The 25877-nt window shown below is 36.8% G+C and carries 19 protein-coding genes and 1 pseudogene; 8 read left to right on the top strand and 12 right to left on the bottom strand.

The window, feature by feature from the left end:
* Positions 1 to 50: 50 nt before the first annotated feature.
* The 3 genes from recD2 to AsAng_RS21595 form a co-directional block, all read right to left on the bottom strand.
* A complete protein-coding gene (recD2, locus tag AsAng_RS21605) occupies positions 51 to 2558 on the bottom strand; it encodes an SF1B family DNA helicase RecD2 (RefSeq protein ID WP_264789178.1) in 2508 nt (835 codons plus the stop codon).
* Between the two features lie 382 nt (positions 2559 to 2940).
* A complete protein-coding gene (locus tag AsAng_RS21600; protein ID WP_264789177.1) occupies positions 2941 to 4314 on the bottom strand; it encodes a vWA domain-containing protein in 1374 nt (457 codons plus the stop codon).
* Positions 4315 to 4337: 23 nt separating this feature from the next.
* Positions 4338 to 5243, bottom strand: a complete 906-nt coding sequence (locus AsAng_RS21595) for an SIMPL domain-containing protein (protein ID WP_264789176.1) — start codon at positions 5241 to 5243, stop codon at positions 4338 to 4340.
* A 213-nt stretch (positions 5244 to 5456) separates the two neighbouring features.
* On the opposite strand from AsAng_RS21595, the gene AsAng_RS21590 reads away from it, so the two are divergent.
* From AsAng_RS21590 to AsAng_RS21560, 7 genes are all read left to right on the top strand, one after another.
* Positions 5457 to 6404, top strand: coding sequence for a hypothetical protein (locus tag AsAng_RS21590; protein WP_264789175.1), 948 nt, complete (start codon positions 5457 to 5459; stop codon positions 6402 to 6404).
* A gap of 1 nt (position 6405) precedes the next feature.
* A complete protein-coding gene (locus AsAng_RS21585) occupies positions 6406 to 7023 on the top strand; it encodes a hypothetical protein (protein WP_264789174.1) in 618 nt (205 codons plus the stop codon).
* Between the two features lie 140 nt (positions 7024 to 7163).
* Complete coding sequence (locus tag AsAng_RS21580) at positions 7164 to 7535, top strand: BlaI/MecI/CopY family transcriptional regulator (protein ID WP_264789173.1); 372 nt, start codon at positions 7164 to 7166, stop codon at positions 7533 to 7535.
* Positions 7532 to 8923 carry a M56 family metallopeptidase gene (locus tag AsAng_RS21575; protein ID WP_264789172.1) on the top strand — a complete coding sequence of 464 codons (1392 nt, stop codon included), beginning with the start codon at positions 7532 to 7534 and terminating at the stop codon, positions 8921 to 8923. Before AsAng_RS21580 ends, AsAng_RS21575 begins: the two co-directional genes overlap by 4 nt.
* A 344-nt stretch (positions 8924 to 9267) precedes the next feature.
* Positions 9268 to 9804 carry a hypothetical protein gene (locus tag AsAng_RS21570; protein WP_264789171.1) on the top strand — a complete coding sequence of 179 codons (537 nt, stop codon included), beginning with the start codon at positions 9268 to 9270 and terminating at the stop codon, positions 9802 to 9804.
* 102 nt (positions 9805 to 9906) lie between these two features.
* Positions 9907 to 10440: a TetR/AcrR family transcriptional regulator gene (locus AsAng_RS21565; protein WP_264789170.1), complete on the top strand. Its 534-nt coding sequence runs from the start codon at positions 9907 to 9909 to the stop codon at positions 10438 to 10440.
* A gap of 87 nt (positions 10441 to 10527) precedes the next feature.
* On the top strand, positions 10528 to 10950 hold the full coding sequence (locus AsAng_RS21560) for a hypothetical protein (protein ID WP_264789169.1): 423 nt from the start codon (positions 10528 to 10530) through the stop codon (positions 10948 to 10950).
* A 92-nt stretch (positions 10951 to 11042) separates the two neighbouring features.
* On the opposite strand, the gene carB is transcribed toward AsAng_RS21560, so the two are convergent.
* The 8 genes and pseudogenes from carB to AsAng_RS21525 form a co-directional block, all read right to left on the bottom strand.
* Positions 11043 to 14060, bottom strand: a complete 3018-nt coding sequence (carB, locus tag AsAng_RS21555; RefSeq protein WP_264789168.1) for a carbamoyl-phosphate synthase large subunit — start codon at positions 14058 to 14060, stop codon at positions 11043 to 11045.
* Positions 14061 to 14063: 3 nt separating this feature from the next.
* A complete protein-coding gene (gene carA, locus AsAng_RS21550) occupies positions 14064 to 15146 on the bottom strand; it encodes a glutamine-hydrolyzing carbamoyl-phosphate synthase small subunit (protein ID WP_264789167.1) in 1083 nt (360 codons plus the stop codon).
* A complete protein-coding gene (locus tag AsAng_RS30055) occupies positions 15143 to 16186 on the bottom strand; it encodes a M20 family metallo-hydrolase (RefSeq protein ID WP_407655344.1) in 1044 nt (347 codons plus the stop codon). The genes carA and AsAng_RS30055 overlap by 4 nt, the downstream gene beginning before the upstream one ends.
* 102 nt (positions 16187 to 16288) lie before the next feature.
* Positions 16289 to 16999, bottom strand: a pseudogene (gene argB / locus AsAng_RS30050) (acetylglutamate kinase); the annotation flags it as partial.
* Positions 16999 to 17958 carry an N-acetylornithine carbamoyltransferase gene (locus tag AsAng_RS21540; RefSeq protein ID WP_264789165.1) on the bottom strand — a complete coding sequence of 320 codons (960 nt, stop codon included), beginning with the start codon at positions 17956 to 17958 and terminating at the stop codon, positions 16999 to 17001. The pseudogene argB and the gene AsAng_RS21540, both read right to left, overlap by 1 nt.
* 45 nt (positions 17959 to 18003) lie before the next feature.
* A complete protein-coding gene (locus tag AsAng_RS21535) occupies positions 18004 to 19161 on the bottom strand; it encodes an aspartate aminotransferase family protein (RefSeq protein WP_264789164.1) in 1158 nt (385 codons plus the stop codon).
* Between the two features lie 12 nt (positions 19162 to 19173).
* The gene (gene argC, locus AsAng_RS21530; protein ID WP_264789163.1) at positions 19174 to 20157 is read right to left on the bottom strand and encodes an N-acetyl-gamma-glutamyl-phosphate reductase; all 984 of its coding nucleotides are present in this window, start codon (positions 20155 to 20157) and stop codon (positions 19174 to 19176) included.
* Positions 20147 to 21928, bottom strand: a complete 1782-nt coding sequence (locus AsAng_RS21525) for an argininosuccinate synthase domain-containing protein (protein WP_264789162.1) — start codon at positions 21926 to 21928, stop codon at positions 20147 to 20149. The genes argC and AsAng_RS21525 overlap by 11 nt, the downstream gene beginning before the upstream one ends.
* A 654-nt stretch (positions 21929 to 22582) precedes the next feature.
* Between AsAng_RS21525 and AsAng_RS21520 the strand changes: the two genes are divergently transcribed.
* On the top strand, positions 22583 to 24490 hold the full coding sequence (locus tag AsAng_RS21520; RefSeq protein ID WP_264789161.1) for a putative porin: 1908 nt from the start codon (positions 22583 to 22585) through the stop codon (positions 24488 to 24490).
* Here the strand turns inward: AsAng_RS21520 and AsAng_RS21515 are convergent, their stop codons facing one another.
* Positions 24491 to 25567 carry a hypothetical protein gene (locus tag AsAng_RS21515; protein ID WP_264789160.1) on the bottom strand — a complete coding sequence of 359 codons (1077 nt, stop codon included), beginning with the start codon at positions 25565 to 25567 and terminating at the stop codon, positions 24491 to 24493.
* Positions 25568 to 25877 lie beyond the last annotated feature (310 nt).

Below are 25877 nucleotides of genomic sequence, written 5' to 3'. Positions count from 1 at the left end.
TTTTATCGTTCTAATTTTAGGATATTCAATCCACCCACATCATTAATGTTTTATTCCTGCAATAACTCTTTCAACATTGTTTTTCGCTGGCGATTATCAATATTCTTAACGGCGATACCAAAGGCTTTTCTAGTCCCTACAAAAATGGCCATTTTTTTTGCCCTAGTAAGTGCCGTATAAATCAAATTTCGATACAACATATTAAAGTGTTGCAATACCAATGGAATAATGACAACATCAAATTCACTTCCCTGTGACTTGTGGATGGTTATGGCGTACGCTAAATCAAGGTCAATAATATCTTGTTTTTTGTAATCAATGATTCTTTTTTCTTGGCTACTTTGATAAGTAACCGTTAGTGTCATGTCTAGGGAATTAATAAAAGTAATAATGCCTATATCGCCATTAAAAACTTCTAAATCATAATTATTCCTACGCTGGATAACTCGATCTCCTTCCCGAAAAATACGATTCCCGATTTCCAAGGATGGTTTGCCTTCAATGGCAGGGTTAAATCGTTCCTGAATGAGTTGGTTTAGGTTGTTGGTTCCCATGCTTCCTACTTTCATGGGGGCTAATATCTGAACTTCTAAGTTGTTGCCAATGTGCTTTTGGATGGTTTTGGTATATAACCGAACAATCATTTCAGAAGCTGTAAAACCATAGTTTAAGGAAGACCAAGGATGGATATTTTGAAGGACTTGTTGGAGTGCAGTTGCCTCATTTGGGGATTGGAGCAATGCTTCAAGATTTGCTTTTAGATATTTTTCAGGAATGGTAAAAACATAAGAACGGGCACCTTGTTTTCTAAGTGTTTCAATATCTTGTTCAGAGGTGTTTTCTATATATAAATCTTGCTCTAGCGTGACGGATTTATAAGTATGGTCGGCTTCTTTAACAAAAGCAATGCGATCATTTTCAAGGACCTGCTTCATGGTCTTGTTGATTTTGTGTATAAACTTAAGCTGATCTTTGGTTGCTTCGTTTGAGTCTATAAACAGACAGTCCAAACTTTCTTCCCAACTTGATGGGCGATTGATCGGCGACTCTATTTTAGGAATTTGCCCTTTGTTAATTTGATGCGCATATTTGATGATAAGACTCTCTTGTGCTTGCCGAAATATTTTGACCAATTGATAACAAGGCAGCATGCGACTTTCAATCAAATCTTTAAGAACATTGCCTGCACCAACAGAAGGCAACTGATCGGCATCGCCAATTAATAAAACTTGCGCAGAAGAAGGAATGGCTTTTAGTAAGGAAGCAGCTAAGGAAATATCTAGCATAGAGCATTCGTCAACAATAATAAAATCACATTCCAAGGGAGCTTCTTCATTTTTTTGGAATTGTCCTGTACCTGGTTGCCAAATTAATAAACGGTGGATCGTTTGCGCTTCAACACCAATTACCTCCGTCATTCGCTGAGCAGCTCGCCCTGTTGGGGCTGCCAAAAGAATGCGTTTTCGCATGGCTTGAAGCAACTTAACCAAAGCTTTTGTAGTGGTGGTTTTTCCACAGCCAGGACCGCCAGTCAAAATGGAAAAAGATTGTGCGACAGCTCCTATTACAGCAGCATATTGCTCATCGCTAAGTGGAAATTTTTGTGCTTGATTATAACGTTGTAGCCAATTTTTGACTCGAACTAAATCTACGGTTACGTCTTGGCTTGCCAATTGTTGTACTCGATTGACAGTTGTTAATTCATCAAAATAAAGACTTTTGGAATAAAAGCATTTGAGATCGGACTTTAGTCGAGTTTTGAGTTCGTTTTCTTTTTCCATGCCAATGATTTCATGGTTGACTAAGTCCTCAAAGTCTTGTTGAAGCAATTTTCTAATGCCAAGTTGGATGTTTTCTATTTCCAAATAGCAATGTCCTTGCTCTCTACTCGCAGCAAGGACATGACTAATTGCTGCTCTTATGCGTTTAGGACTGTCTTTGGCAAGACCAATGCTTAAGGCTATTTTATCAGCAGAAAAGAAACCAATACCATAAATATCTTTGGCTAATTGATAGGGATTTTCTTGGACAATTTGAATGGCATTATTGCCGTATTGTTTAAAAATTTTAACGGCAAAAAGTGTACTAATACCATAGCCCTGCAAAAAGAGCATCACATTGCGTATCTCTCGATGTTCTACCCAAGATTTGGTGATTTGTTGGAGTTTAGTACTGGCAATTCCTGGTACTTCTGTTAGGCGTTCAATGGATGATTCGAAGACATCCAAAGTTTCCGCACCAAAATAGCTAACAATTCGCTTCGCTATTTTGGGACCTACTCCACGAATCATTCCTGAGCCCAAATATTTTTCTAAGGCAGAAGCAGTGGCTGGTTTTCGTTCTAAGACAGTTTGAGCTTTGAATTGTTCTCCAAATTTGGGATGCTGTACCCATTCTCCTTCAAACTCCATGGTAGCACCCGCAAAGACATTGGCTTGATGTACTGTTACAGTTCGAAGTTCATGCAAACTTTTGACTGGATTAACTTTGAGTACCGTCCATCCTGTTTCGGCGTTGTGATAAGTGACACGATGTATAATACCAACAAATGTTTCCATGATGCGATAAGCTCGTTCAATAAATTAGGATAATGATGTTTCATTACTCCGTAGTAGCAACGCAGTTAATCAACGGAGTATTAATGTTTAATATCTAAGATAAAAATAAAGGGAGCAATATCCTAATTTGAGCTAAATGCTAGTAACTTTTAAGTCATTCAATTAGATTAAATTATTTAACCGTTTTATTGATGAAATAGGGCATTTTGTGTTAAAATTTGGAATTATTTGAATATTTGGCGTTAAAAAAACATAAAAAATTGTGCTGAAAGATTTTTATTTCTATATTAGCAACTCATGGGTTTTAGGGTTTAGTTTTCTAAGGTTAGGATGCTTCGTGCATTCTAACCTTTTTTCATTTTAAAAAAGCACTTTTTAGACCTTAATGGTTGATGGATTGTTTTGCCATCCAATCCCTAAAACGTGCATAATTTTGGTGAAGAATATTTTTGACTCGAAGAATATCTTTGTCTTTTAAATGTGGGAATTCTTGCTCAACATGAAGTATTGCATTTTCTAGGGTTGCTTTTCCTTTAGCATAATTTTTATGTTTCACATATTCGCCCATTTCTTTTAGGGCAAGCGCCATTTTTCCAATAGCATAATTTTTTTTAATTTCTTGGTTCAAAAAATAAGCCTGTTCTTTTGAGGCAACAATAGTTTGTTCAGCTAGGATCGAGGTATATTTTTGGGCGTGAGGGGAATAATAATTCAATTTTAGTTGAATAGGGACGGCTTGTTCTATATCTAATCGTTTGAATTTTAGTAAAAAGACTTGCGTCAAGCCACTATTAATATTGTTTAGCGAAAAAATAATCTTATTGCCAGCAAATTTAGGAGCATAACCTAATATTTCATTTACTTGCAATGCTTCGGGGCATTCAATTTCTAGGCTTACATCTCTACCAATGGTAGCGAGTAGACTCTCTAATTCATCCTCAAATACTTTGGTGATGTCCTCTTGGTGGTTCCCTACAAAATAATTGGCTCCTCTACCTGTTTGGGCAATTTGTTGTAATAAGGTGTGATTGAGATCGCCACCAACTCCAATGGTTGATACATCAATGCCTTTTTTATTGTAAGAAGCTGAAATTTTTACAATTTCTTCAGGATCAACAACACCTACATTGGCAATACCATCTGTTAGTAAAATAACTCGGTTAGTTTGGTTGGGGCGATAGTTTTTTAGCACTTCTTGATAGCCTAATTCTAACCCACCATTTAAATTTGTTGACCCACTGGGATAAATTCCTTCTATTGCTAATAAAATTTTAGCCTGTTTTTCTGCTTTTTGTGCAGGTAAAATGACTTGGGCATCCGTGTCGTACACAACAATAGAAACAATGTCATCAGGTCTTAATCCTTTGACAAATTTTGATAAAGCTCTTTTTACTTTTTTGAGCTTATCATCCGATTGCATAGAGCCGCTTTTATCAATGACAATACTGGTATTAATGCTGGGCATTTGACTGAAATCGTATATTTCATGGGTGGTAATTCCTATTTGTAGGATGACTTCTTCTTCTGTTTGATGGTTCCAGTCCATTGATAAGGCAATTTCTTCGCCTCTTTTGGGAAATGGTAGCTTGTGCGTATGATAATTGAGATACTCTTCAATGACGACTTGATCTGGAGTAAAAACACCATTAGATCGATTCATTGTAACAGAAGCAGAAGAATAGCCTTGTTGAGCGGCGGTAGGTGCTATTGTCTGTAGCATTAGAGCAATAACTAAAAATATTATATTAGAATGCATAAAAATTGTTTTAGAATGGTGAATTAAACGGCTTGAAAACGAAGTTGTAAGCGAATGCTAAATTGCACACAAGGAATTAAATGATGTTCCTGAATGATTTTATCAAAATTGATAGATGGGGCTGCTTCAAAATAATGGGTAGAAATGCGATGTGCGCTAATCTTTTTAAAATTACTGTTGCGATGGTTGGGCAGTGTTATGGTATTCGATTCGTGGGCGGTATAGGTTTTATAAGCTTGAACAGGAGCAATTTGATCCTTTTCGAAGAGAACAATCTGAGGTTGCCCAAGATACTTATGATCGGTGAGCTTTAGATAGCGTTCCTTTTTTTGTTCAATAATTTTTAAGGCTTCGTCGTAGAGTTGAGCATAAATTTTTTCGGTATCATCAATGATATAATCCACTTTGATAAGGTCGTAAATTCCTTCTTGGGAGGCTAAGACCATTATTTGATCTAATAAGGTTCTATTGGTGAACGATAGAATAATATTTTTTTTGATTTCAAATCCCTTGAGTCGCTCTTGGGCAATGTTTTTAGTTTCATCCAATTCATATTCATAAACTCTATTTTGTGTAATAGCATCTAAAATAATTGCCGATTTTGGAATCCCTAAGCGTTGGACAGAATTGCTAAAATTACGAATCCGTTGCGTTATAGAATCACTGCAATTTTTAATGGTTTTGCCTTCTTGTACAACTCCAAATACAGCCACATAACGATCTGCTTTGGCATGGTAAACTACTGCTGATGAGATTAAAAAAGTTTTATTGTTTTGTATATTGGTTCCATTGCTTTTTGTTATCTTATGACTGTTGGGATTGGTATAAATCGCATTTCCTGCAATTTGAGCAATGCTTCCATGGGATGTATTTAATAGGATTCCCAACAGATAGATTACATTCTTTAAATATTGGTTTGGTGCATACATAACTTTAGAAGATTGATAAAAAGATAGGGGGTGATTCCTATTCTTAATTAGTAGATTAATTTTGTCAAAATCAAAGTTAGGTTAGTCGCTCAAAGAAACCTTAAAAACAATTTGTAAAGCCTCTGTAAATTGTTTTACAATTGTTTTGCAAAACGTACTAGGCAGATTAGTAGTGGTTTAGCTTACTTTTGTGCTTGTTGTAATGAATAAAATATGACCCCAGAAAAATTAAAAAGCTTTGAGTTGCTCAAACAAAAGGTAGAAACTACTTTCAAACAACAGGTTGTTTCTTGCCAGGAATCAATCCATGAATGGAAGGGAAAACAGATCGCTCTATTTCAAGAGTCGTTGGGCAATACGGTAGGGGGCTATGTGAGCGAAAAGTGGTTTTATACGCACTTAAAAGTCCTGAAAAATGAAAAATTGCCTCGTATTGATATGCTTAATTTATTGGCGCAATATGTAGGTGCCCAAAGTTGGGATGATTTTCTGGCAACGAGTGCCGCTGAGCCATTAATAGACGAAGAAAAAACGAACAATAAGATTTCTGCTTCTTATCCTAAAATAGGGGGAATATTGAGTGGAGTGCTAGGAATGTTAGGGATTGTCTTCTTTTTATCTTCTTTAAATAAAGAAACGACCTATCGTTTTTGTGTCGTAGATCAAGATGATGGAACGCCTATTGATTATACTACTTTACAGGCATTCTGGTTGAGACCCAATGAATCTCCCTTTCAACTGGTAGTGGACAGTTTAGGCTGTATCAAAATTCCAAATGGAGAAAATAGGAGAATAGAACTTAAAGTTCAGGCACTTTATTATAAACCTTTGGTTATTAGCCGATTTTTGAACGGTCAGGAAGAAGGGGAAACCATTGAGTTAACAAAAGACGATTATGCTTTGATGATCCATTATTTTTCGATGAATAAAATGGAAGATTGGAAAAAACGGAGGGCTCAATTGGGGCTAATGTTGAGTGACAATGCTCGAATTATACAAATCCATAGCAAAACAGGTGGGGGGATGGCTTTGTATAACAAAGAGGAGTTTATTAATAAAATGACAATGCCAATTAAAAGTTTGAAGAATATTTCTATTCTAGAAACAAAATATGAAGGAAATCAAATTGTAGAAATACGTTTTGTGCAAAATAAGAATTGATATGAATTATACGCTAGCTATACTCAGTAGTTTTTTGCTCTTGACCCAAATGCTTATTGGGCAATCTGCTCAGGTACAGGATTACGCATTAGACAACTTAAGGGGCATCGAGTTAAATAGCAACAATCTTGTGATCTATGAGGAACAAGCTATTTTAAAATTACAAGATATGCTAGATTATATGGCACTTATCGGGAGTAGCCAATACAACGATGTTTTACGAGAAACAGCAATGGAAACCGTCTTAGCTAATTTTGATGAAACCGCAAGAGTTTCTTGTGACTGGGTGCTGAATAATGGTTTAGAACAAGCAAAAGATGGGGCAAGTTGTACCCCTGTTAAAATGCTAAAAGAATTATTTGCTGCTGCCTATTATGAAATAAAAGTAAACTATGAAACAGTTCGTATCAATCAGCCTTTAAAGAAATTGCCAGATGGAAATTATAGGGGACAACTGCTCTACCAGCAAGAAGTTGCTACCCAAAAAATAAAAAATACTCCTTCTAAAATGGCTACCCCAAAAGCAATTAAGATAGATTTTTTGCTTGAACGAGTTGAAAAAAAATTTGGCGATGAACAGGAAATAATTTGGGAAATTAAATTTCTAGGAATGCTTTAAGTTTCTTATTATAAGTTAAATAGCTATTGAAGGCTGCAAATAATTATTAAAGTTATTTGTAGCTTTTTTTGTTCTACACTTGTAGAAGTTAATTTTTTCTTCTACATTTGTAGAAGAATGATTTAAATACCATACCATTTATGAAACTATCCAAAACGGAAGAACAGTTGATGCAATATCTTTGGAAACTAGAAAAAGCTTACCTAAAAGATATTTTGGAAGCTTATGATGATCCCAAACCAGCATCTACTACAATTGCCACTTTACTAAAACGTATTCGAGACAAAGGCTATATTGATTACAAACGATCTGGCAAATCAAGAGAGTACTATCCATTGATTAGCAAATCAGAGTATTTTGGGAAGCATTTCCGTGGATTACTACAAAATTTCTTCGGCAACTCAGCTTCGACCTTTGCGTCTTTTTTTACAAGAGCAACCGATTTATCAACTAGCGAATTGGAAGAATTGCGTCAAGTTATTGATGAAGAAATTAAAAAGAAACAAAAATGATAATCTATTTAATTAAATCAGGGCTTTGTTTAGGACTTGTTTTGGGAGGCTACCAATTGGTTTTGGAGCGAGAAAAGATGCTTCAATTTAATCGTTGGTTCTTGTTAGCAGGTCTATGTTTTTCTTTTATCGTGCCTTTGATTTCTTTAGAATGGCAATCAATAGAAGTTGTGAATAAGCAGGTGGTGAATGTCATCCCTCTTTTAGAAACCGCAGAAACTGCGGAAATGAATGTTAACAATGACATTACTTTTTATGATCAATGGAGTTGGCTATTTGGTGTTCTTTACCTGCTCATTACCTTGTTATTAGGCGGTCGATTTTTTTACCATTTAAGAACGCTTCTAAAACAAGTTTCAGGGAATGGTTCTATCAATTATCAAGGGGCAAAGTTGGTGTTGCTAAAAGAAAATGGCTTGCCTTACACCTTTCTTAATTACATATTTGTTAGTGAAGATGCCTATAGAAATAATCAGATTGAACAAGAGCTGTATACGCATGAATTAGCCCATGCCAATCAATTGCATACTCTTGATGTTTTGGTGGTTGAGTTGCTGCAAACTCTATTTTGGATCAACCCATTTTTACCATTTTATAAAAAAGCGATTCAGCTAAACCACGAGTTTTTGGCAGATGATAAGGTTATCAAAGCACATCAAAAGGTCAAGGTCTATCAACATTTGTTATTAGATAAAATCAAATCAAACAATAGCCTATTATTAACTAGTAATTTCAATTTTTTATTAACTAAAAAACGTTTAAAAATGATGACCAAAAACACCTCTTGGGGTAGGAGCATTTCCTTGGCTTCTATGACTTTGCCCTTATTTTTCGGTTTGCTGTTACTCTTCAGTAAGGCAGTGACAGGGCAGGATACATCACCCAAAACAACTCAAGAATTAAGAGATGCCTATTATAAGCATTCAACAATTGTTTATTATAATGAAGAATCAGACCTCAAAACTTATAAGCCCTATACGGCATTACAAGAAAAAGAGAAAGCGCTCTTGCCAAGAATACCAGAGCCAGATGGAAATAATGCTACGCTGCCAAAGGGAACAGCTGTCTATATCAATAAGGACAAAAGAATAACGATCAAACTGCCTAGAGATGGAGCTATTATTCCACCACCACCACCACCGCCAGCACCACCAGCATTTCCTGAACGAGCGATGAGAGTGCCACCACCACCTCCTCCTGCTAATGCCAAAATGGTTAAGGAATACAATACGATTGCTAAAAAATACAGTGGCTCAGCTGGAAAAAATAAGATTGTAAAACGGGACGAATTAATGCGTTTGATGCATCTTTATGAATTAATGACAGAAGATCAAAAGAAAGAAGCTGTTCCTTTTCCTAGTTTAACACCTGTGCCAGCTCAAAAATAACTAAGAACAATTTCATTTTTCAGGATAGCCCAAACCATAATCGTCAACCTAAATCTCCAATCTTTAATAGGTGGCATATAGTCAATAGTTTTTAATTGAAGTCTTGTTGTTCTATCAAAATAAACAAGAAGATTAACAATAAAATTCACCTTTTTAGAATTTACATCAAGGTTTTACATTACTGAATTTATCTACCTTAGGCTAGGTATCAATAGCCGAACTATGCCTCGAATAGTGCCCGTACATTCTGTTAAATAAGATTGTGATTGGACTAATTCTTGTAAGTGCGTTATATTTGTATATTTGATTTATAATACCATATTAAAACACAAATTTATCGCATTATGAAATACACAATCGCAATTTTATTGGCCACACTTATGTTGTTTGGGAGTAAAACTATTGATGCTCAAAAGAATTACAATACAGCAATTGGAGGACGAATAGGACCAAGCTATGGCTTTACTGTAAAACACTTCTTGGGCGAAAAGATCGCCATAGAGGGCTTGGTAACAAGTCGGTACTTTGGCGATTTTAGACTGGGAGGAAAAAGCCATTATAACCATTGGAATTCTACGCCAGGTATCAATATAGCAGCTCTAGTTGAATGGCACTTTCCAATAGGAAGGGTAGAAGGTTTCAACTGGTTTATAGGAGGAGGAGCTCATATTGGCGTATGGGGCGGTTATACAGCACATCCTTGGTTGGATGAAGATCGTCCTTACTTCTTGACAGGATTAGACGTTATCGGTGGAGTGGAATATACCTTTTCTAAGATTCCATTGACTTTACAAGCAGATATAAAACCAAGCATTCATTTTGTTGAATATTTGGGCGTTTGGTACGACCAAGTTGCTATTTCTGCTCGTTATACTTTCTAGAGTATGAGATAAATAGGCTGTCGGAAAGTCCAAAAAATAATTAGATTTGATTATTTTTTGGACGATCTGACTGTTTGATATTTATAATTGATAGCTTAAATAATGGAGAGTAGTAAACAAAAATGGATAAAAAAGGGGTATGAGACTTATGCTTTAGCGGGATACAAGCGCTTAAAAATAGAGTCTCTTGCTAGAGTTGTAGGGGTTAGCAAATCTTCATTTTATCATCACTTTGCTGATTTAGAATGTTTCTCAGATCATCTGTTTGAGCATCATTTTAAAATGTGTCTAATACTTGCTGAAAAAGAGAGAAACTGTGCGTCAATTTACCCTGATCTAATTAATATTCTAGTAGCGCATAAGGTGGACTTATTGTTTCATAGACAATTAAGGATACATAGACACTATGATTCCGTACAAATTGCACTTTCTAAAGCAAATAAAATCTTAGGTAATTATGCGACAATGCTTTGGGCAAAGCAAATTAATTTAAAATTGAACACAACCCAACTGGAAGGTCTATTTGAATTGGCAACAGACGACTTTTATATGAATATCAATAAAGATAACCTGTGTTATAATAGCCTCAAGAGCTATTTTCAAAACCTGAGTCGTATCATCAATCGACTTACCTGAGTAGCTTTCTATTGTACGCTACCGACTAAAATGTTCTAAGCATTACGGCTAGTTTTACGCTCATAATTTATTAATTAAACAATTGTTATGATGAGTAAAACAATGCATAAACTTTGGCTTAAAGTTACAGCAGTAGCTATTTTTTGTTACGCCATTCTATTCTTTTTAGGAACCATTACAAAAACAAATAAACTGATTCAACTGGTGCTAGACTTTTCAAGTTGGCCATTGGATGGTAATCAGAATTACGATGCTCCTACAACTGTATTTTTATCTGCTTTGCTTGGTGGAATTTTATTGGGATGGGCTGTTTTGATATGGTTATTATCCTCAGAAATCTATGAGAAAGCCCCTGAACAAACAAGAAAAATTGTATTGACCAGTTTATTAAGCTGGTTTTTGGTAGACAGTTTAGGTTCAATACTATCGGGTAATTTTAATAATTTTATTGTCAATATATTTTTACTGTTGATTTTGGTAGGACCGCTTTGGAGACCTGCAAGGGAATAAAATCGATCGTTGATAATACCCACGGTACAGATCTGTACCGTGGGATAATAAAATCTGTCTATGCGCAAATTAGACTTTTTTAACCGCTGCTTTTATAAAGAACAAACCTCTAGTGGCTGCGAATTTAAGGCTTTAATTGCCTGCTGGAATAAATCCAGTTCTCGCTCAAAACAAATAATGGGAATCCCTTTGTCCCAAGCCATTCGACGTAATGCCAAACTATTGGGCTTGGGTTTTTGAGAATGAATGCTAATTAATAAATCTGCTTGTTCTAAACTGGTGGTTGGTTCAAAGCCTAATTTAGCGCAAAAATCAGGGGCTATAAATTCACGATCTACCAATACTTTCCCATGAGTAGGAAGCTTAATACCTGTTGCTAATTTTGCTTTGTAATACGCCATGCCCAAACTAGTTGCCATGCCCATTACTTCTCCAGTTGATTGCATTTGTGGAGTAAAAATAATAGGCGTTTCTTCAAATTTAGAAAAGGGAAAAACGACTTCTTTTACGGCATATCCAACAATAGGAGTTGCTGTCCATTCTAAGGATTTTAGCTTTGCTCCTAAGATTACCTTGGTTGCCAGCTCCAGCCAATTTACACCCTGTATTTTACTAATAAAAGGAAGGGTTCTAGAGGCTCTAGGATTGGCTTCTAAAATATAAATTTGATTTTTTTGAAGGGCAATTTGAACGTTTAATAAACCAATAATATTTAATTCTAAAGCCAATTGAGTGCTTATTTGCTGGATTTGCTCTAGGATGGATGGGGCAATAGTATAGGTAGGCCAAGTACAAGCTGAATCCCCCGAATGAACCCCTGCAGGTTGTATTTGTTCGGTAATTCCTGCAATAACAACCTCCGTACCATCACAAATTAAATCCACATCGACTTCGATTGCATCCCCCAAAAATTGATCAATTAAAAGTGGATAAGTAAGGGTATGCTGCGCTAAATATTGTTGGAGTTCGGTGTTTTTTGAAATAATTGCCATTTGACTGCCTCCAATAACAAAGGAAGGACGTATTAAAATCGGATAACCAACTTCAAGTGCTTTGTTCCAAACTTCGGAAGCGTTTTGAGCAATGGCATGTTGGGGTTGCTGAATGTTGAGCTGTTTTAATAAATTACTAAATTGGGCTCTGTTTTCTGCTTTGGCAATGTTGATAGGAGCAGTACCCAAGATGGGAACCCCCACTGCATTTAAGGATTCGATTAGATTAAAAGGAGTTTGTCCACCCAATTGTAAAATTAGACCTTGTGGCTGTTCTTTTTCATAAATGTTATAGACCTCCTCAAAGCTAATGGGCTCAAAATATAACTTATCCGAAACATCATAATCGGTTGAAACCGTTTCAGGGTTAGAATTTACCATAATGCACTCGTAGCCCATTTTGCGAATGGTTTGGGCAGCATGAACACAACAATAATCAAATTCAATGCCTTGTCCAATTCTATTAGGGCCACTACCGACCAACATAATTTTAGCTCGGTCAGAGACTGCGGATTCATCCTCTTGTTCATAAGTGGAATAATAATAGGGGGTATAGGCTTCAAATTCTGCGGCACAGGTATCAACCAGTTTATAAGTAGGCTGTATTTTATGCCCTTTTCTATAGTTTCTAAAGGCATTTTCATGCTCAAAATCTAAAGCTTGGGTTAAATCAGCATCCGAAAAGCCTAGTTGTTTGGCGGTGCGAATGGATTGAGGATTGTTGTATATTGGCTTAGGAGTATTAACCAACTGTTTGATTTGATGCAAAAACCATTTGTCAATTTTAGAATAATGATAAACGGTATCGACATTCCATCCCATCTTGAACGCTTCAAATAAGTAAAAAATTCGTTGAGGATTGGGAATCGATAATTGATTTAAGACCTCTTCTTGGCTTCCACCATTGATGGAGGGAATTTCCAAGGCACGAATCCCTTTTTGGAGTGCCTCCTTAAATGTTCTACCAATTGCCATAACTTCTCCTAGTGCTTTCATGGTTGTCCCTAAGTGATTATTGCCTTCAAATTTTTCAAAATTAAAACGAGGGAACTTTAACACACAATAATCTAGAGCAGGCTCAAAACAAGCTGTTTTTTGGGTAATGTCGTTTTGTAATTCATCTAAGGTATAACCAACGGCTAATTTTGCGGCAAATTTTGCAATGGGATAACCCGTAGCTTTGGAAGCTAAGGCAGAAGAACGAGAAACTCTAGGGTTCATTTCAACCACCAGCATTTCACCCGTCTGAGGACAAACGGCAAATTGTATATTAGCTCCACCTGTTTCTACCCCAACTATTTTCATTAACTCAATAGCCGCATCTCTCATTTTTTGATACTGATGATTGGTTAACGTTTGGATCGGAGCCACCGTAATTGAGTCTCCAGTATGCACACCCAAGGCATCAAAATTCTCCATACCACAAACAACAATACAATTATCGTTTTTGTCTCGCATCATTTCTAATTCAAATTCTTTCCAGCCGCCTAAATATTTTTCAATGGCAATTTCAGAAGTTAAACTAGCCTCCAAGCCTTTTTGAGCAATTTCTAAAAAAGTAGTATCGTCATAAGCAACACCACTTCCTTTTCCTCCAAGGGTGTAAGATGCTCTTAGCAAACAAGGAAAGCCAAGTTCTTTACGGATAATTTTGGCTTCTTCTAACGTTGAAGCTCTGCGAGCAACAGAGGTTTTTAGCCCGATTTTATCAACCAATTGAGCAAAACGTTCTCTACTCTCTGCTTTGTTAATTGTTTCGATGCTGGCACCAATAACTTCTACGTGGTATTGTTCCAAAATACGCTTTAGATGGAGTTCCATACACAAGTTTAGAGCCGTTTGCCCACCTAATGTAGGGAGCAGAGCATCAGGGCGTTCTTTGGCAATAATTTTTTCCAAAACTATTGGGTCCAAAGGCTCAATATATACCACATCTGCAACGCTAGGGTCGGTCATAATCGTAGCAGGATTAGAATTGACTAAAACCACCTGATAGCCTTCTGTTCTTAATGCTTTGCAGGCTTGTGTACCTGAATAATCAAATTCACAGGCTTGCCCAATTACAATAGGGCCTGATCCTATGATTAATATTTTCTGAATGTCGGTTCTTTTTGGCATAATCTATTGTTGATTGGTTGGAGTTTGCATAAAACTCACAAAGGTTTGAAATAAATAAGCAGAATCATTGGGGCCAGGAGAGGCCTCAGGATGATACTGTACAGAAAATATCGGGTGCTCTAAATGTCGAATGCCTGCAATAGAATCATCCAACAAATTGGTATGGGTTACTTTTACCAATTTTGAGGCAAAGGAGTCATTGGCTAAAACATAGTTGTGGTTTTGTGCTGTGATTTCAACACGCCCCGTTTCTAAATTTTTAATCGGATGATTGCTGCCATGATGCCCAAATTTTAATTTTTCTACAGTTCCCCCCAATGCCATTCCCAGAATTTGATGCCCCATACAGATGCCAAATATTGGGATTTTACCAATGAGTTGTTGAACCATCTGGACTAAATTTTTTGCTTTGCGAGGGTCCCCAGGACCATTGGACAATAAGACACCATCAAATCCTTCTGAAAGCAAGACTTCAGCGGTTATGGTGTATGGAAAACGCACTACTTCACAGTTTAATTCCTGTAGTATTCTCAATATGTTCCACTTGATACCAGTATCCACTACCGCTACTTTAAAACAGGCTTTGTCTTTTAAGGGGTAATGTTTGATCGTAGGCGTAGAAACTGCTTTTAATACATCCTTCTCTTCTGTTAATAATTTATGGTTTGATTCTGAACGAGTTAATGTCGCCTTATTAGCACCTGTTTTTCGAATGTATTTGGTGATTGCACGAGTATCTAAGCCCTCAACACCAAGTACATTGGCTGCTTCTAAGTAGCTTTTGAGGGTTTGACTGGCCTCCCAATTATTGGGATAGTCGCAATATTCTTTAACCAATAGTGCTTTGATTTGTACGCAGTTAGACTCAATGTCTTTGTCTATGATTCCATAATTTCCAATCATAGGAGAGGTTAAAACAACCATTTGACCTTTGTAAGAAGGGTCGGTTAAAATTTCTTGATACCCAACCATAGAAGTATTAAAAATCACTTCTCCTATGGCATCATTTCCATTGGCAAATACCAAGCCTTCGAAGGTAGTACCATCTTCAAAAGTCAATAGTGCAGTTTGTTGTTGGGTTTTCATAATGTTAGCTTATTTAATAGATTGATATAAGTTTGAATGCCTGTTTTTAGCTCAGATAATAGGATATATTCATCAGCAGTATGAGAGCGTTTAGAATCGCCAGGCCCAATCTTGACACTTGGAAAAGAAATTAAGGCTTGATCGGAAAGCGTTGCAGAGCCAAATGTTGCTAAACCTATTTGCTGTGCTTTTTTGACAATAGGATGCTCCAAAGAAATGCTGGAGGGACCTAGGCGGAAAGATTTGGCAATGAGCTTACTTTTGAGTTGTTTTTGAAGCAGCTCAAAAAGCTCAGTATTGGAATAACATTCATTGGTGCGAACATCTACTACAAAATGGCAGCTATCAGGAATAATATTGTGTTGATAACCTGCTTGGATTTGTGTTACCGCTATATTAACTGCACCTAAAGTGGTTGAAACTCGATCTAAGGCTAAGGATTCTAGACAAGCAATATCTGCTTGTGCAATACTAATTGCATTAATGCCTTCTTTTCTAGCAGCATGACCTGATTTACCTTCCGCAATTCCTTCCAATACCATTAAGCCCTTCTCTGCAATGGCCAACTGCATTTGTGTCGGTTCTCCTATAATTGCCAAATCAATTGTCCCCAATTCTTCTAGAATAGCAGAAATTCCATTCGCTCCAGAAATTTCCTCTTCTGCTACGGCTGCAAAAATTAGATTATAAGGAAGTTTAGGAGTATTGTAATAATAATAGAAGGTTGCTAATAAACAGACCAAAGATGCACCTGCATCATTACTGCCTAAACCATAAAGTCGATCTCCCTCCAATTGATCGAGGTATGGGTTTTTACTCCATCCTTTAACTGGTTTTACGGTATCATGATGAGAACAGAGCAAGATACTAGGTAAGTCAGGATTAAAATGTTTGTTTTTAATCCATAAATTATGGTGCTTTTGTTGAGGTACAACGCCTGTAAGTTGGTGAATGCAATCGGATAAAAAATGAGCGGTTTGGGCTTCTTTTCTACTCAGCGATGGGATTCTAATGAGTTGCCTCAATATACTTTCTGCAATTTTAGAAAGCGGTTTGTTGTTTAAAGAAAGCCTTTGAGGGGCATGGAGATTATGGACTAACTGGGTTCCTATTCCAATGCTTGAAAAGTGGCAAATGGTGACTTCTTTTACGCCAGCCTCTAATGCTGAAAAACCATTTTGCAACTTAGGAATCATACCATTTTTGATGGTTCCATTGTTTTGCAAGACAAGCAATTGATTGGGAGAGAGTTCAGGAATTACAACTTTTTGACCATCTAGATTGGACAAGACCCCCTTATGCTCAAAACAATAGTGCAATTTAACCGTATAAAAACCCTGCATAGCACTTGCTAGTTTTGCGGCGATTGTATCTGCATTGGTATTGAACAGTTGCCCCTTTGTATTACTCGTTAAGGGAGCAAAAACGGGGGTAATTTGCTGTTGAAGCAGTGTTTGGATTTGTAGGGCATCAATTTGGGTAATATCGCCAACATAGCCATAATCAATACTAGTAGCGGTTCTCTTCTTTGCACTAAGAATGCCCAAGTCAGCTCCACTAAGACCTAGAGGATGCAATCCTAAATGGCGCAGTTGAGCCGTAATTTGGTTGTTGATTAGACCACCATACACCATGGTTGCAATGTCTAAAGTTGCTTGATCTGTAATTCGTCTTCCTTCCTTCATTTTGACTTCTATACCCAATTGTTGGGCTAAATCACTTGCTTTTTTGCCCCCTCCATGGACTAAAATTTTAGGAGTGGGTAATGCTGCAAATTGATTTAGAAATTGGTTTAATAAGTCGGGACAGTTGATAATATGACCTCCTATTTTGACAATTGTTAAGAGCTCCATCAGTGGTTGTTTTTGAGATTTGACAATAATTGAAATAAAACCGCTTGTGCTGTAGGACAGCGATTGGTTGCTTGTTGTAAGTGCAGTGCATAAGAACTGTCCAAAACGGCATCCTCAGCTATTACATTGCGTCGAATAGGGAGACAGTGCATAAATTTTGCTTGGTTGGTGAGCTGCATTTTTTTAGTGGTAATCCTCCAACTAGCATCCTGATTTAGAACCTGACCATAGTGCTTGAACGAAGACCAATTCTTGGCATAAATAAAGTCGGCTCCTTCAAATGCCTTTTCTTGGTTGTATTCGATCGTGCAATTTTGGACAAATTTGGGAGCTAATTCGTACCCTTTGGGATGAGTAAGGACTATTTCTGCATTCATTAGTGGTGTCCATTCTAAAAATGAATTAACAACCGCTTGCGGCAATGCCTTGGGATGGGGAGCCCAAGTCACTACTATTTTGGGGCGATGTTTAGGACGATGCTCTTCTAGCGTCAACCAATCCGCAAAAGATTGTAGAGGATGTAGGCTGGAAGATTCTAAATTTAGGATAGGAACGCCTGCATATTGTTTGAACTTTTGCAGGATGACTTCTTGATAGTCAAATGCTCTATTTTCTAATTTTGCAAATGCTCGAACGCCAACAAAATCGCAATAGCTACCAATAACTGCTGCGGCTTCTTTTATATGCTCTGCTCGATCCATATTCATAATGCTTCCGTCCTCTAATTCTAAGTTCCAAGAATCTTGGTTTACATTGATAATCATTACAGATAAACCTAAATTAAGTGCCGCTTTTTGTACACTCAATCGAGTTCGTAAACTGGAATTAAAAAACAATAAACCAAGGGTTTTTCCTTGCCCGAATTGCCTAGCCATCAAAGGGTCTTTTTTAAACTTTTGTGCTTGGTATAGCATAGCAAGGGGTTGCTCCAAGTCGTGGACGGAGATAAAGTGTTGCATGATTTTGATTTTGAAATAAATTAGAATATTGTTGCTATTCTAGAACTAGCAATTGGTCTTATAATAGGTTTTTGTAAATTCTTGAAGTGCTTGTTTAAATTGAGTTAGGAATAAATCTATCTCGTTTTTGCTAATGGTTAAAGGGGGTAAAAGCCGTAGAATAGTTTTTTTAGAAATGCCTGTAAAAATACCATAATCAAAAAGTAACTGTTGCCGTAAATCTACGATAGACTGCTCGAATTCAATCCCAATCATTAACCCTTTGCCTCTAATCTCTTTAATGCCTTCTAAAGATGATAACTGCTCTAATAAGTAAGCACCTTGTTGATTGGCATTCTGAATAAGTTGTTCTTGTTCTATGACATCAAGCACAGCTAAGCCCGCAGCACAAGCCAAGTGATTGCCACCAAAAGTAGTTCCCAACATTCCTTTTTGGGCTTTTAGGTTGGGATGCACCAACATGGCAGCAATGGGGAAGCCATTTCCCATTCCTTTGGCAACAGTAATGATGTCAGGTTGGACATCGGCGTATTGATGCGCAAAGAAATGCCCCGTTCTTCCATAACCAGATTGTATTTCATCTACAATCAACAAGCAATTGTATTTTTGAGTATAATAACGCAGTGCTTGCATAAATGCTTTAGAAGGAATTTGAACCCCACCAACTCCTTGTATGCCTTCTATAATTACTGCTGAAATGTTGCCTTTGGATAGGGTTTTTTCTAGTGCTGACAAGTCGCCAAAATCTAAAAAAGTCGTTGTGTTGTTTTTGTGAATGGGGGCACTTATCGCAGAATTGTCCGTAACGGCTAAAGCTAGGGAAGTACGCCCATGAAACGAACCTTTAAAAGCAACTACTTTTGATTTTTGATTCAAAAAAGAGGCTAGTTTTAAGGCGTTTTCATTTGCTTCTGCTCCAGAGTTGCACAAAAAAAGTTGATAATTCTCACAATTAGAAACCTTACCGAGTTGATCTGCTAGATCAGTTTGGAGTTGATTGTGTACAGAATTGGAATAGAAACCCAATTGAGACAATTGATGGTTGATTTTTTGAATATAATGGGGGTGGTTATGCCCAATAGAAATAACGCCATGCCCGCCATAAAAATCCAAATAAGGCTTACCTGCTTTGTCAAAAATATAGGCTCCTTTTCCTTTTACCAATTCTAGATCAAATAATGGATAAACATCTAATAAGTTCATAATACTATAGTTTTAAAATGCAGTGGCTTTGAGTTGCAACCCCATTGTTTCTGGGAAATCAAATAATAAATTCATATTCTGAACGGCTTGCCCAGAAGCGCCTTTTAATAGATTGTCAATTGCGCTAATGATGAATAACTTATCTTGGTGCTTTTGTAGATAGATAAGGCATTTGTTGGTATTTACGACTTGTTTTAAATCTGGATTTTGCGTTGTTAGATAGACAAAAGGCGCAGTAGCATAATAGGATTCAAAAAGTTGTTGTGCTTCTGCTTCTGTTAGCTTACTATCCAAATAAATGCTAGCAAAAATTCCCCTGCTAAAAGCCCCTCGAATGGGAATGAAATTGATCGTTAGATCACTTTCTTTTGCTTCTTGTTGAAGGCTTTGTTTTATTTCTGCTAAATGCTGATGAACAAATGGCTTGTAAACAGAAACATTATTTTGTCGCCAACTAAAATGAGTCGTAGGTTTGGGCTCTTGTCCTGCTCCAGTAGATCCTGTAATAGCTTGTATATGTACTTCCTTTTTTGATAATAATTGGGCTTTTGCCAATGGAAGTAACGCTAATTGTATGGCTGTTGCAAAACAACCAGGATTAGCAATGTAGTCAGCCTTTTTAATTTGGTTTTTGTTTAATGCTGGCAAACCATAGATAAAACTATGTTGAGCAGAAGCCATTCGAAAGTCAGCGCTTAAATCAATAATTTTTATAGGATATTGATCCAGTTTATACTCAGAGATTAACATTTTAGAACGACCATGCCCTGCACAGAGAAATACAAGATTTACCTGAGGAGTAATGGCTGTTGAAAAATGGAGCTGAATATTGTCATATAAATCACGATGTACCGTGCTGACAGCTTGCCCTGCATGACTGTTGGAGTGAATCCATTCAATTTGAACCAAAGGGTGATGAATTAATAGACGCAGTAGTTCTCCTGCTGTATAGCCAGCTCCACCAAAAATGCCTATTTTAATTGGTTTAGTGTTCATAGATAATATCTTTGGATGCAGAGGCATTAACTTGGTGATAAAATTTGATTGGATTGGATAGTAATTTGATAAAACCGACAGCTTCATCGCTGGTCCATAATTGATTGCTTTCTCCGTACTGACCAAATTTGGCTTGCATGAGATCATGATCCGATTGGATTCCAACTAATTCAAAGCGATAGGGATGCAATTGCACTTCTACCGTTCCAGAAACAGTCTCTTGGGTGGTTCCCATAAATGCTTCAATTGCACGCATAACGGGATCTAAATATTGCCCTTCATGCAACAGCATTCCATACCAATTAGCAAGCTGCTCTTTCCAATAAATTTGCCACTTAGTGAGACAGTGTTTTTCTAACAATTCATGTGATTTTATAATAATGAGTGGAGCGGCAGCTTCAAAACCTACTCTTCCTTTTAGTCCAATTATAGTATCTCCAATATGAGTATCTCGACCAATGGCAAATGCGCTAGCCATTTTTTCAATGGCTTGAATAGCAGCAATAGAGTTGTCAAAAAAACGTTGATTGATGCCTATTATTTCTCCTTTCTTGAAATGGATATAGAGGGTTTCAGGTGTTGTTTTAGTAAGCGGAGAAGGATAAGCACTAGCTGGTAAATTCTGATGAGAAGTAAGGGTTTCTTTACCCCCAACAGTTGTTCCCCACAAGCCTTTATTGATGGAATACGTTGCTTTCTCCCAATCCATTTGAATGCCTTGTTTTTTTAAGTAATCAATCTCGTCTTGACGGCTGAGTTGGAGACTTCTAATCGGGGTAATTATTTTTATATCAGGAGCTAATATTTGAATGGCTAAATCAAACCTTACTTGGTCGTTTCCTGCTCCTGTAGAGCCATGGGCAATGTATTCTGCGCCAATTTTTTTGGCATAATCTACCAATGCTATGGCTTGAAAAAAACGTTCAGAACTAACCGAAAGTGGGTAGGTGTTGTATCTTAATACATTGCCCCAAATGAGATATTTAATGCATTGTTGATAATACGTTGAAGTGGCTTCAAGTGTGCTGTGCTTTTTTGCCCCAATTTTATAAGCATGTGCTTCAATCTTTTTTAGACTTGAATCGTCAAAACCGCCTGTGTTAACAGTGGCGGTGTAGACCTCAAGTCCTTTTTCCTGTTTGAGGTAGGGAACACAGAAGGACGTGTCTAATCCTCCACTAAATGCAAGTACGACTTTCATAGTTGATGGTTGTTTGATATTAGAAATAGAATGTTGTTCTTTTTTAGGGTCAAAAAGCATCCCGACACAGAGACAATGTTGCTTTTGTGTTCTAGATAGGATGTCAAAATTGACGCAGCTTTTACAACCTTCCCAAAAGTTTTGATCTTGTGGGAGCTGAGAAAATACAGTGGGTTTGAGTCCCAATTCACTGTTGATTTTCATAACGGGCAAACTGGTTGTTAAGCCAAATAAAATAGCGTCTGGATAGCGCTCTCTTGCTGTTTTGAAGGCGAATTCCTTGATCAGGCGTGCTAGGTTTTTTCGTCGAAATTGAGGATGGATAATCAATGCCGAATTAGAGACAAATTGATTATCTTCCCAAACTTCAAAATAACAGAAACCAGCTAATTGCCCGTTTGCTAATGCAATAATTCCTTTGTTCTCCTGCATCTTTTGCAGAACTTGTTGGGGCGTTCGCCCTGCAATTCCTGTACCACGGACTTTTGAGGACTCTTGAATTAGGTTACAAATATCCGAAGCATAGTGATAGTGTTGGCTATTTGCTAGTGTGATGACAAACTGGTTCATTTTAAAATGATATTAAAAATATAAATTTAATTAATACTTATTTTGATTTGATTATGTACCAATTGAAAATCTTGTGTGTTGATCTTAGGTTGTAGGAATTGCACAACAAACTTATTGGTAAGTTTATTGTGGCAGGTGAATGAAACCAACACTGTTAGGTGGTACTATCGTCGAGAAATGCATCGTCGGCCCTGCGGTCGTTGTCGTCGAGTGACACAACAAAGTTCGCTTAGGGTAGCTTGAGTTTGGTATGTGGTAACATACAGATGCATGACGTTAGATTATATGATGGTAGTAAAGAAAAAGAAGGTAGAAAAAATGGAACAAACGATGTAGGAAACCTGCAAGGACTAGCGTCGTCGAGGTCGTTGTGTGGGTAAGATGATATGTGGAGTTAATTTGTTCATTTCTAAATACAAACCACGGAATTATTTTATTACCAAACAAGTTTTTAGCTGCTTTTTTTGAAAAAAAATAGATTTAGTTTTCAACGAGCCTTTATTTTTTGATAATCATTGTTAAAATCTACTAAAGTAATGTTAGCTATTGCTCAAAAAAGCTAGATTTTATTGAAAACTATGTAATTTGGGGTTTTGGATAATAATCTAATCTAGACGAACATTGATCAATTGTACATATAACTTATTGAGTAGCTTGAAAATAATTGTACTTACCAGTTTGCTTTTTTTCTTGGCAGGAACTTCTTTTCTAAGTGCACAACAAAAAATTGCTTCTAAAAGGAATAACAAATTTAAGATTATAGGAGATACGACAAAAGTCTATTATTCTTACTTAACCAATCCAACAGAATTATTGCAGGTAGATTCTAGTTTACATGAATTTGAAACGGTTGATCCAACTTGGAATAATGCAAGCTGGTATATTAGTTTGGGAGGCTTGTTGGCTACCCCTAGTTTTGATGTTCTTTACCAACCTAAATTAAAAGGAGGTTTTAGAGTGGGGTTGGATCAATTTGATAATTATCGATTGCATAGGGAGGATATTAAATACTATAACATAAAAGATAATCGCCCTTATACCGATTTGTACTATTCTCAGATTAACCAGAAAAATAATTTAGTTAAAGCTGATTTTGCTCATAAGTTTAGCGACAATTTTTATTTGGCATTACAATATAATTTATCCAATCAAACTGGCTTTTTTAAACATCAACGACTCCGCAATCAGAATGTAGGTTTTACCTTGCGTTATTTTTCCAATAAGTCAAAATACCATGGTTATCTCAACTTTATAACCAATGCTGTTAAGCATGAAAATAATGGTGGAATAATAGTGGATACCTTGGGTGGGCTGACGGATGATTTTTTGGCAAATCAAGATGTTCGAAGCACAAGTGCCAGTACCCATTACAATCTAACAGAAGTAAGTTATACTCATTTTTTGTACAACAATAGGGTAGATTCTTTGGGAACGAATACAGCCGCTAGTAACGAATGGAGTCATCGGATTACGTATCAATTTAACCGATACAAGTATTTTGATACCAATCCTCCAACAGATGGAAGTTGGTATGGGCTAGCGAGTGTTAATCCAAGAGGGATACGGCATTTTATTCGACATCAATTATTAGAAAATGAATTGAGTTTTCGACAGGCAATAGGGGGGAGCTTGACCTCGGCGCCACTTTGGGTAAAGGCCTATGTGAAACATAGTTGGAATGCCGTTTATCAAGAACCCATTGATTTTAATATTCACAATATATCAGTCGGTTTGGTTGCCCAAAACAACCCTCAATTTAAATTTAAATACAGGGTAGAAGGTCAATTAACTTGGGCAGAGCGGCAGTTAGATTTTTCTTTAAAAGGGCGAGTGGGTTACGATATGGGAAAATTAGGTTATTTGGAGGGGCAAGCATTATTTCAACGTTATCAGCCCAACCTTATTGATCGCCAACTGTATGTTTCGTGGGATAAGGTCTGGGACAACAATCTATTATTTAGGCAAATTCAAGAGCTTAATTTTGGAGGCAGTTATACCTATAAGATTGATAAAAAGCAATGGGGGCTACAATTTAAAGGCGAAGTACTCAATCATACCTTAACCAATTGGACGTATTACGATTCTAGCGAAGTACATCAAGCAACAGAGTCTGTTAATATTTTACAGGTAAAACTACAGGGGGATTTTAAAATATGGAAAGTGCACTTAGATAACCAAGTTGTTTGGCAACCCGTATTGGCAGGAGGAGATTACTTTAGAATTCCTCAGCTTCTTTTTAAGCATAATCTATATCTACAAAGTTATGTATTCAAACGAGCAATGTTGGCAAAAGTTGGGCTGTCATTTTACTACCATACCCCTTATCAAGCGGATGGATATGCACCGTTGACAGGAGCATTTTACAATCAAAATAGTTTTACCACAAGCCTTGACCCAAGGTTAGATGCTTATGTAAGTTTTAGAATTTGGCAATTTAGATTTTTTATTCGAGCCGAAAACTTATTGCACTTTGTGTATCAGCGCAATTACTTTACAGCTTATCGGCATCCTGTGACTAATTTTGTTGTTCGTTTGGGGATTTCTTGGAGGTTGTTTGATTAGTTAAATTGAATCTTGAATATCACCAACGGCTATCATCAAGTGCATTTCTAGGTCAATGGTATCAGGAATGCCTTGATCTATTTCTAAGTAATTGGCAAAAATAGCATCGCCGTACTTTTTTAACAAAAAATCTTCATCTGCAAAAGGAATTAATGCCTGATGGAGCATTTGACAAAAGGTCTTAATCCTTGGATTTTGATAAGAGCCCAATGATTGAAGCATGGATAGGTAAATATCCTCACAAACATTGATGTTGAGATCAAAACTATCTTTTAGTTCTTTTTTGAAAGCGGCTAAATCAACAACTTCGGTTTCATAACTATAATTTTCAGGAAAATCATCGACTAAAACGGTTAATTGTCTACAACGATAAGCAATCACTTCTAAAACAGGAGGTTCATCAAATAAAAATTCCTCCTCTAGTTCTGGAAGCCCTTGTAACAATTCTTCGTTGGTTTTGATGTATTCTGCTGCCTCTTTGAACAATTGAAGATCATCTATGTCCAATTCACTTTGCAAGTTTGGCTCTTTGGCTAATAAGGCTTGAATATTGCGCACTTCTTCTTCTAATTGCTGTAAACCTTGCTCATCAAGTGCTTCAAAATCCCCAAGCTCTTTAATGTCCTTTATGCTTTTTTGGATAGAAGATGCAGCGTTGTGTTGCTCTTGTTGTCCACGTATAGCATGCATCCAATCGCCCAATGTTCGTATTTTTTCCCAATCCCCTTTAAAGTTGGAATAACTAAAGGTTTTAATGAGGTGCATGCAGGCAATCTTGTAGGTTTGTAAATAATAATAATACTTTGTACCACTTGCCAAAAAAGCAGGAACCTTTTCCTTTAGTTGATAGTATTCTGCTCGTGCTGGCGTTAGATTGGGCATCCCTGGAGCACTTTGTTCTCCTGCTGCTAGTGCTTCAATATCTAATTTTTTATCCGTATAAATTTTTAGCACTTTATTGATGGCTAAGTAGGTAGACTGATAAGGTTCTACAAACCACAACTCATGAAGATCAACGTGATTTTGGTATTCTGTGCATTGGTTAATCAATTGATTGATCTTTTGATAGAAGGACATAATAATAGAAATTAGAGGAAAAGTAATGTAAATTGAATTAATTTTTAAGCGGGAAGATACAAAAAAAATATTAAATATTTCAACAAAAATATTTAATCACCTGAAAGTATTGGATAAGATTAGATGTTTTTTTATTTAAAATAAAGGTTACAAATAATAATACTCCGCTGCTTAGTTAGTGCGCTTTGCTTATGATCGTGCGGCTCTGTTAGTGGGCTTAGCTTTGGTACATTGTACCAAGCCATGCAGTTAGCTCCCTGCGGTCGTGAGCGTTTCACTTATAGTTCGTTATCACTCGTGAGCCAGCAAG

The organism is Aureispira anguillae, from assembly GCF_026000115.1.
GTDB classification, from domain to species: domain Bacteria; phylum Bacteroidota; class Bacteroidia; order Chitinophagales; family Saprospiraceae; genus Aureispira; species Aureispira anguillae.
The sequence above is the reverse complement of the archived record's forward strand: the minus strand, read 5'-3'. Positions and strand labels throughout refer to the sequence as shown.